Origin of the sequence: Bacillus sp. C30, assembly GCF_040838255.1 — a bacterium.
Taxonomy (GTDB): Bacteria; Bacillota; Bacilli; order Bacillales; family Bacillaceae_G; genus Bacillus_A; species Bacillus_A mycoides.
This window is the reverse complement of record NZ_JBFPJH010000138.1, coordinates 1-8,553: the sequence shown is the minus strand read 5'-3', so window position 1 is coordinate 8,553 and position 8,553 is coordinate 1. Positions and strand designations below refer to the sequence as shown.

The 8,553-nt window shown below is 37.9% G+C and carries 8 protein-coding genes; 3 read left to right on the top strand and 5 right to left on the bottom strand.

The genetic code is table 11. The features are described from left to right. Positions 1–205: 205 nt before the first annotated feature. Together ahpF and ahpC are read right to left on the bottom strand one after the other, a co-directional pair. A complete protein-coding gene (ahpF, locus tag AB3X49_RS13835; protein WP_002124933.1) occupies positions 206–1,732 on the bottom strand; it encodes an alkyl hydroperoxide reductase subunit F in 1,527 nt (508 codons plus the stop codon). 14 nt (positions 1,733–1,746) lie between these two features. Further along, the gene (gene ahpC, locus AB3X49_RS13830; protein WP_367962789.1) at positions 1,747–2,310 is read right to left on the bottom strand and encodes an alkyl hydroperoxide reductase subunit C; all 564 of its coding nucleotides are present in this window, start codon (positions 2,308–2,310) and stop codon (positions 1,747–1,749) included. Between the two features lie 590 nt (positions 2,311–2,900). Here ahpC and mtnK point away from each other — a divergent pair. Genes mtnK through AB3X49_RS13815 form a run of 3 tightly spaced genes read left to right on the top strand, consistent with a single transcriptional unit; the run spans position 2,901 to position 5,882 of the window. Continuing rightward, positions 2,901–4,130, top strand: coding sequence for an S-methyl-5-thioribose kinase (mtnK, locus tag AB3X49_RS13825; RefSeq protein WP_002124934.1), 1,230 nt, complete (start codon positions 2,901–2,903; stop codon positions 4,128–4,130). 12 nt (positions 4,131–4,142) lie between these two features. Then, the gene (mtnA, locus tag AB3X49_RS13820) at positions 4,143–5,186 is read left to right on the top strand and encodes an S-methyl-5-thioribose-1-phosphate isomerase (RefSeq protein WP_002124936.1); all 1,044 of its coding nucleotides are present in this window, start codon (positions 4,143–4,145) and stop codon (positions 5,184–5,186) included. Between the two features lie 54 nt (positions 5,187–5,240). Next, complete coding sequence (locus AB3X49_RS13815) at positions 5,241–5,882, top strand: L-fuculose-phosphate aldolase (RefSeq protein WP_002029515.1); 642 nt, start codon at positions 5,241–5,243, stop codon at positions 5,880–5,882. A 46-nt stretch (positions 5,883–5,928) separates the two neighbouring features. Here the strand turns inward: AB3X49_RS13815 and AB3X49_RS13810 are convergent, their stop codons facing one another. The 3 genes from AB3X49_RS13810 to AB3X49_RS13800 form a co-directional block, all read right to left on the bottom strand. Beyond that, positions 5,929–6,936: a FecCD family ABC transporter permease gene (locus tag AB3X49_RS13810; protein ID WP_016121392.1), complete on the bottom strand. Its 1,008-nt coding sequence runs from the start codon at positions 6,934–6,936 to the stop codon at positions 5,929–5,931. After that, positions 6,933–7,973 (bottom strand): FecCD family ABC transporter permease, encoded by a 1,041-nt coding sequence (locus tag AB3X49_RS13805; protein ID WP_002124938.1) that lies wholly within the window; start codon positions 7,971–7,973, stop codon positions 6,933–6,935. The genes AB3X49_RS13810 and AB3X49_RS13805 overlap by 4 nt, the downstream gene beginning before the upstream one ends. A gap of 48 nt (positions 7,974–8,021) precedes the next feature. Then, positions 8,022–8,553: ABC transporter substrate-binding protein (locus AB3X49_RS13800; RefSeq protein WP_367962785.1), on the bottom strand; the 532-nt coding region annotated here is incomplete at its 5' end.

The window sequence follows — 8,553 nt, the reverse complement described above, 5'->3', positions numbered from 1 at the left end:
TGCTTATTGGCAGGCGTGGCGATTTTATTAAAAAGATTCTAGACAGGTTCTTAGAGAACCAGACTGCGTTTGAATTGAAGAGAGAGGTTAGATTGCCGGGTGCTTATGAGAAGAATGGGAATGAGAGATTTTTAGTTTATACATTAGGATTATAAAAAAAGCAGGTGCCTTGGCACCTGCTTTTTTAAAACTCACGTCTATATAATTAGTTACGGATTAAGTAATCAAATGCACCTAAAGCTGCATTCGCACCTGAACCCATAGAGATGATGATTTGTTTGTACGGATTATTTGTACAGTCACCTGCACCAAACACTCCTGGTACGTTTGTAGCGCCGTGCTTGTCTGTTACGATTTCACCGCGAACGCGTTCAACTGTTTCGCCTAACCAGTCTGTGTTTGGCACAAGACCGATTTGAACGAATACACCTTGTAATTCAACATGGTGTACTTCTTCAGTTTCACGATCGATGTAAGAAATACCGTTTACTTTATCAGTACCAGTGATTTCTTTCGTTTGAACGTTTTTCAGAACAGTTACGTTTGGTAAGCTGTTAAGACGTTCTTGTAATACAGCATCAGCTTTTAATTCTGGCATGAATTCAAGAACAGTTACGTGCTTAACAATACCTGCTAAGTCGATAGCTGCTTCAATACCAGAGTTACCACCGCCGATAACCGCTACATCTTTTCCGATGAATAATGGACCGTCACAGTGTGGGCAGTATGCTACACCTTTGTTTTTGAACTCAGCTTCACCCGGTACGCCAACATTACGCCAGCGAGCACCTGTTGAAACGATTACGCTCTTACTTTTCAGAATAGCGCCGTTTTCAAGTTCCACTTCAATAAGTTCTTTTTTCTCTAAACGTTTCGCACGTTGTAGATTCATTACATCGATGTCGTATTCTTTTACGTGCTCTTCAAGGCTTGCTACTAGCTTAGGACCTTCAGTGCGTTTTACGCTGATGAAGTTCTCAATACCCATAGTATCCATTACTTGACCACCGAAGCGCTCAGCAACGATACCAGTGCGGATGCCTTTACGTGCTGCATAAATTGCTGCACTTGCACCAGCTGGGCCGCCACCAACAACAAGAACATCGTATGGATCTTTATCAGAAAGCTCTGATGCATCTGGACCGTTACCCATTTTAGCTAAAATTTCTTCAAGTGTCATACGACCGCTTCCGAAAGATTCGCCATTTAGGTAAACAGTTGGTACTGCCATGATGTCTTTACTTTCTACTTCCTCTTTAAATGCAGCGCCATCAATCATAGTATGTGTAATACCAGAGTTTAGAACGCTCATCACGTTAAGAGCTTGTACAACATCAGGACAGTTATGACAACTTAGGCTGATATAAGATTCAAAATGATATTCGCCTTGAATGTTTTTGATTTGATCGATTAATTTTTGTTCAACTTTTGGAGCACGTCCACTAACTTGTAGTAAAGCTAACACTAATGAAGTAAATTCGTGTCCTAATGGAATACCAGCGAATACGACACCAGTGTCTTCACCAGGGCGATTTACGCTAAAGCTTGGTGTTCTCTCTAGTTCAACTTTTTCTACTGTAATCTTAGATGACATAGTAGCTAATTCATCTACTAGAGATAACATATCTTTAGATACGTTATCGTCTCCTGCGCTTACTTTAAGTAAAATATCGTTCTCCATTAACTGAAGGTATTGGGATAGTTGTGTTTTTATATCTGCATCTAGTATCATTTTGATCGAACTCCTTAGATTTTGCCTACAAGGTCAAGGCTTGGTTTAAGTGTTGCAGAACCCTCTTGCCATTTAGCTGGGCAAACTTCACCTGGGTTGTTACGTACGTATTGAGCTGCTTTAATTTTGTTAACAAGGATGCTTGCGTCACGGCCGATACCGTCAGCATTGATTTCCATAGATTGGATAACGCCGTCTGGATCGATGATGAATGTACCACGAGCAGCAAGACCTTCTTCTTCCATTAAAACGTTGAAGTTTGTAGTGATTGTGCGAGTTGGGTCACCAATCATAATGTATTCGATTTTGCCGATAGTTTCTGAGCTATCATGCCATGCTTTGTGAGTGAAGTGAGTGTCTGTAGATACAGAGTATACTTCAACGCCTAAGTCTTTTAGAGTTGCGTATTGGTTTTGTAAGTCTTCAAGTTCAGTTGGACAAACGAATGTGAAGTCTGCTGGATAGAAACAAACTACGTTCCATTTTCCTTTTAAACTTTCGTCAGTAACTTGGATAAATTCTCCATTATGGTAAGCATTAGCTTTAAACGGTTTTACTTCTGTGCCGATTAATAACATATTAAAATTCCTCCTAAAGGTTGGTTTTGAGCATCGGAAATTAGTTTGCTCATAAAATATATTTTTTAATTAACTATAATAATTCTAATTCGATATTAATTATCATATAGAAGTGGTTATTTTGTCAAGAGAATAAACCAACTTTATACCAATTTAATTAATATTTATTCTCAATTAAGGCTGCTAGGGAATTAAAAGGTAATTTTCAAGTCATAAATTTTCAATGAGTGTTTGAAAGAGTAGTGTGTATGTTAGAGACATGGTGTAAGTATAAATTCTTAGGAAGGAAATATTTCTTAGAAGTTGTGGATTTGAAAAGGAACTGCTTACTTCTATTTTACAAAGAATTGTGCAATAAATAAAACAAAATGTATCGGAATCTTTGTGAACAATTATTGTCATCATAAATATATATAATAAGAAGTATATTGCAATGAGAAATAGAAACATTGACGCTCATTTCTAACAAGATATAATAAAAGCGAGATATGTATTGCAATAGAGAAGATATAGTATAGATTGAAAAAGTTTCAGTCTATTATTTTTTACGGCTTTTAGAAAACGTTTACATTTAGTGTGGAGGGGAAACCATGTCTAAGTTCACGAAGTATTTTTTAATGGAAGCTAAAGATGTGATTGCATATGTGCAAGAGAAATTACCTAAGTTCGAGCATGCAAAGGGGCTAAAGTGTAAAGAAATAGGTGATGGTAATTTAAATTATGTGTTCCGCGTTTGGGATGAACAGAAGAACATTTCTGTCATTGTAAAGCAAGCTGGGGATACAGCGCGTATTTCAGATGAGTTTAAGTTGTCGACGAATCGAATCCGTATAGAATCAGATGTTTTGCGATTAGAAGGAGAGTTAGCATCTGGACTCGTGCCAAATGTATATTTGTTTGATAGTGTGATGAATTGTTGCGTGATGGAAGATTTATCAGATCACACAATATTGCGTACAGCACTCATAAATCATCAAATGTTTCCGAGGCTTGCTGATGATTTAACTACTTTTATGGTAAATACCCTTCTATTAACATCAGATGTTGTAATGAATCATAAAGAGAAGAAGGAACTCGTGAAGAATTATATAAATCCTGAGTTATGTGAGATTACAGAGGACCTCGTATATTCAGAGCCATTCACAAACCATAATAAACGCAACGAATTGTTTCAATTAAATGAAGGATGGATTAGGGAGCATATTTATAGTGATAAAGAGCTTCGTATGGAAGTAGCAAAACTTAAGTTTTCGTTTATGACGAATGCACAAGCGCTACTTCACGGTGATTTACATACTGGTTCTGTTTTTGTAAAAAGTGATTCTACAAAGGTTATTGATCCTGAATTTGCTTTTTATGGACCTATGGGATATGACGTTGGGAATATAATGGCGAATTTAATGTTTGCATGGGTGAATGCAGATGCAGTGATGCAATCTGGTATTGAGAAAGATACATATATGAACTGGATAGAATCTACCATGATAGATGTAATTGATTTATTTAAGAAGAAGTTTTTAGATGCTTGGGATATTCATGTGACAGAGATTATGGCGAAGGAAGAAGGCTTTAACCGAGTTTATTTACAATCTGTATTAGAGGATACAGCTGCAGTGACGGGTCTTGAGTTAATTCGTCGTATTGTTGGTCTAGCGAAGGTAAAGGATATGACTTGTATTGAGAATGAAGAGGCGCGTGCTAGAGCGGAGCGAATTTGTCTTCAGACAGCGAAGAAGTTTATTTTACAAGCGAATCAATATAAAACAGGTAGCAGCTTTGTAGAAACGTTAAAAAAACAGTCAATGCATAGTGCGAAATAAGGGGAGAAGATGATGGCAGAGCAATTAATACCAATTCAGTGGAAAGATGATGCTTTAGTGTTATTGGATCAAACGGTATTACCGAACGAAGTAGTCTATGAATCTTTTAAAACGGCTGAGGGTGTGTGGGATGCGATTCAAGTAATGAAAGTACGAGGAGCGCCGGCAATAGGTGTTTCAGCAGCCTACGGTGTGTATTTAGGAGTAAAGGAAGTTGCGGAAAGTTCGGCGGAAGAATTCATAGCGGAAGTAAAAAAGGTATGTGCATACTTAGCGACATCAAGACCGACGGCAGTAAATTTATTTTGGGCGCTTGAAAGAATGGAAAGTGTCGCGAAAGAGAATGCTCACTTATCAATTGCGCAGTTGAAAGATAGATTATTAGAAGAAGCAAAAGAGATTCATAGAGAAGATGAAGAAATTAACCGTCAAATTGGAGAACATGCATTAACATTATTCCATGATGGCATGGGGGTATTAACGCATTGTAATGCAGGTGCGTTAGCAACGACTAAGTATGGAACTGCGACAGCTCCAATGTACTTAGCGAAAGAAAAAGGATGGGACTTAAAAATCTATTCCGATGAAACACGCCCTAGATTACAAGGTTCAACGTTAACGGCATTAGAACTGCAGCGAGCGGGAATTGATGTAACGGTCATTACAGATAATATGGCGGCAATGGTCATGTCACAAGGGAAAATCGATGCAGTAATCGTTGGATGTGATCGTGTAGCAGCAAACGGGGATGTAGCAAATAAAATTGGAACATTAGGTGTTTCGATTTTGGCTAAATATTATAACATTCCGTTTTATGTAGCAGCACCAACGCCGACAATTGATTTGAAAACACTGACAGGAAAAGAAATTCCAATTGAAGAAAGGGATGCTTCTGAAGTGATCAATCGTTTCGGACAATACTCTGCTCCTCAAGAAAGTAAAGTATACAATCCGGCATTTGATGTCACGCCATATGAAAATGTAACAGCGATTATTACGGAAAAAGGAATTGTGAGAGCACCGTTTATGGAGAATTTAAAAAAGTTATTTCAATAAGTAGATAGTTTTTAGAAAAATAGTCATCATAAGTTTCTTACTAGGGGGATGTATATGTTACTGCAAAAAGAAAGAGAAGAAGTTGTAGCGTACGGAAAGAAAATGATTTCTAGTGGTTTAACAAAGGGGACTGGCGGTAATATTAGTATTTTCAATCGTGAACAAGGTCTTGTTGCAATTAGCCCAAGTGGTCTAGATTATTATGAAACGACGCCTGAAGATGTAGTTATATTGAATTTAGATGGTGAAGTGATAGAAGGAGAGAGAAAACCATCAAGCGAATTAGATATGCACCTTATCTATTATAGAAATCGTGAAGATATAAATGCGCTTGTGCATACACATTCTCCTTACGCGAAGACAATCGCATCATTAGGGTGGGAACTTCCTGCAGTATCGTATTTAATTGCTTTTGCAGGCCCGAATGTACGCTGTGCACCGTATGAAACATTTGGTACGGAGCAATTAGCAGAGGCTGCTTTCGAGGGCATGATTGATCGCCGTGCAGTTTTACTTGCGAACCATGGTTTAATGGCCGGAGCGAATAATATAAAAATGGCGTTTACTATTGCAGAAGAAATAGAGTTTTGTGCTCAAATTTATTATCAAACGAAAAGTGTCGGAGAACCGAAATTACTGCCAGAAGACGAGATGGAGAATTTGGCGAAGAAGTTTGAAGGGTATGGGCAGCAGTAAAATGAAATGAAAACACCCTCAAGAAAAAAATCTTGAGGGTGTTTCTCTATGCCTTCTTCAATAACAAATACATAAAGTAAGGTGCACCAATTAAAGCAACGACAATACCAGCTGGAATACCGCTAGGTTCGACGATATTTCGTCCAATTGTATCCGCTAGTAGTAATAACCATCCGCCGATTAAAACGGCGATAGGGATGAATATTTGATGCCTTGGACCTACTAAAGATTTGGCGATGTGAGGAGCCATAAGTCCGATAAAGCTAATGCCTCCTGTTACGGAAACAGCAGCGGCAGCAAGTGCAACGGCTGCGATTAATAAGTATCTTCGTTCTTTTTCAATTTCAATTCCAACACCGATTGCTACTGGCTCGTTTAATGCTAGTATATTTAATCTATTTGCCTTATAGAAAACAAATGGGATTAATACGATTAGCCAAGGAAGCATTGCTAAAACAAATGTCCAGTCATCTCCCCAAATGTTTCCGGCAATCCATTTAGCGATAAAGTCTACTTTCATACGATCTGCAGATGAAATAAGTACAATCATCGCGCCAGATAGTGCAAAGGAAAAACCGATGCCGGTTAATGTTAATCTTATTGGCTGAAGGCCTGTGGATTTGCTATATGAAAATACGTAAATTAGAACAGCTGTTAGAAACGCACCGATAAATCCAACGACTGGTAGTAGGTAAAGAAATGAACCTACGTCTATCGGGAAGTATAGAAAGAAAACAGAAACTGCAACACCAGCACCAGCGTTAATGCCGAGAATACCAGGTTCAGCTAAATCGTTTCGGGTAATACCTTGTAATATAGCACCTGATAAAGCGAGTGCCATACCGGCTAATAATGTAATGACGATTCTAGGTAGCCTTAAAGAATATAAAACGAATTCTTCTTTAAATGAACCTTGTCCCATAAGTGTTGGGATTAATCTGTCATAGGAGAGAGCGGCAGAACCGAGTCCCATTCCAATTACAATTGTTGTGATGGTAAGTATGAGTAATGCAAGTATGATAAGGCGTTGTTTCTTTAGAATAGATTGCATCATGAGAAAGTTCTTCCTCCTTTACGTACAATAAATAGGAAGAATGGTAATCCTACAATTGCGACGATTGCAGCAACTGGTGTTTCATACGGAGCGTTAATTGTACGTCCGATTGTATCTGCGAGCAGCATAAAGGAAGCACCAGCGATCGCTGACATCGGTATAACAAAACGGTAATCTGGTCCAACGATTGGACGAACCATATGAGGTATCATTAAGCCGATAAATGCCATGTTTCCGACAAGCGCTACAGAAGCACCTGCAAGCAAGATAATAATGATAAATAAAATTGTTTTAATGACGATAATCTTTTGACCGAGTCCAACAGCAACTTCTTCACTGAAACTAAGAACTGTTAATTTCTTTGCAAGTAAGATAGCGATAAATATACTTATTGAAATAACCGGAATAATAATTTTTAATTGGCTCCAACTCGTTCCAATTACGCCCCCAGCCGTCCACATTGATACATCTTGTGAAATTTTAAAGTAAATGCCAACACCTTCTGAGATTGCAAGTAGAAATGCTGAAACAGCAGCACCAGCTAATACAATTCGAAGAGGGGAAAGTCCGCCCTTTTTCACCATGCCAATTCCAAATACCATAATAGCGCCAATTGCAGCACCGATAAAGCAAGCTAGTGTTAAGTAAAGATAGCTTATAGAAGGATTGAAGGCAAGTGTTAGTGCAAGTGCAGCATTTGCGCCACCAGTTAGGCCAAGTAATCCAGGATCGGCAAGTGGGTTTCGCGTTAATCCTTGCATAATTGCACCAGAAACAGCGAGTCCAGCTCCTACAAAAATAGCAGCAACTTCACGTGGTAAACGTATTTCACGAAGGATGGATAGCTTATCTCCTTTAGCAGAGGAAGTAAGTGCTAACCATACGTCTTTTATAGAAGTATCTGCAGCGCCTAACACCATTGCAAACATAAAAATAAGAAAGAATGCAATGATACTCAAAATTAATTTGTATGTAAAAGCGTTGGAACGTAGGTTGTCTTGCTCTTTTTTCATTCGTTTCACATCTTTTCTTTTCATAGAATAAAGGAAGAGGAATTCTTAAATTAAGAATTCCTCATGTTTGTATTATTGACCAAGAAAGCTCTTCTTGAAGAAGTCTAGTTGGAAATCTAATGTAAGTGGATCATTGAAATAGAATTCCATCATGTTTGCTTCATATACACGATTATTTTTTACTGCTGGAATGTTTTTATATGATTCTGTCTCTTGGAATGAGTTATCAGTATCTTTGTTTTTACTTACGATTAAGTAATCACCAGCAAACTCAGGTAATACCTCAGTAGATAATGCGTAGTATCCTTCTTTTAAAGCTTTTTCTTTTACTTTTTCAGGCATTTTTAATTTCATTTCTTGGTAAAGAATTTCTGTTCCACGGCCCCAGTTTTCGCCGTATACGTAAAGCTGTTTGTTGAAGTTTTCAACAACAGAAACTGTTGCATCTTCACCAATCTTCGCTTTAATGTCTTTTCCAGCTGTTTGTGCGCGTTTCTTGAAATCATCAACCCAAGTTTTTGCTTCTTTTTCTTTATTTAATAATTTACCGATTTCTAAGTGTTGTGTTAAGTAATCAACTTTTCCGTAAGTGTATGTTACAGTA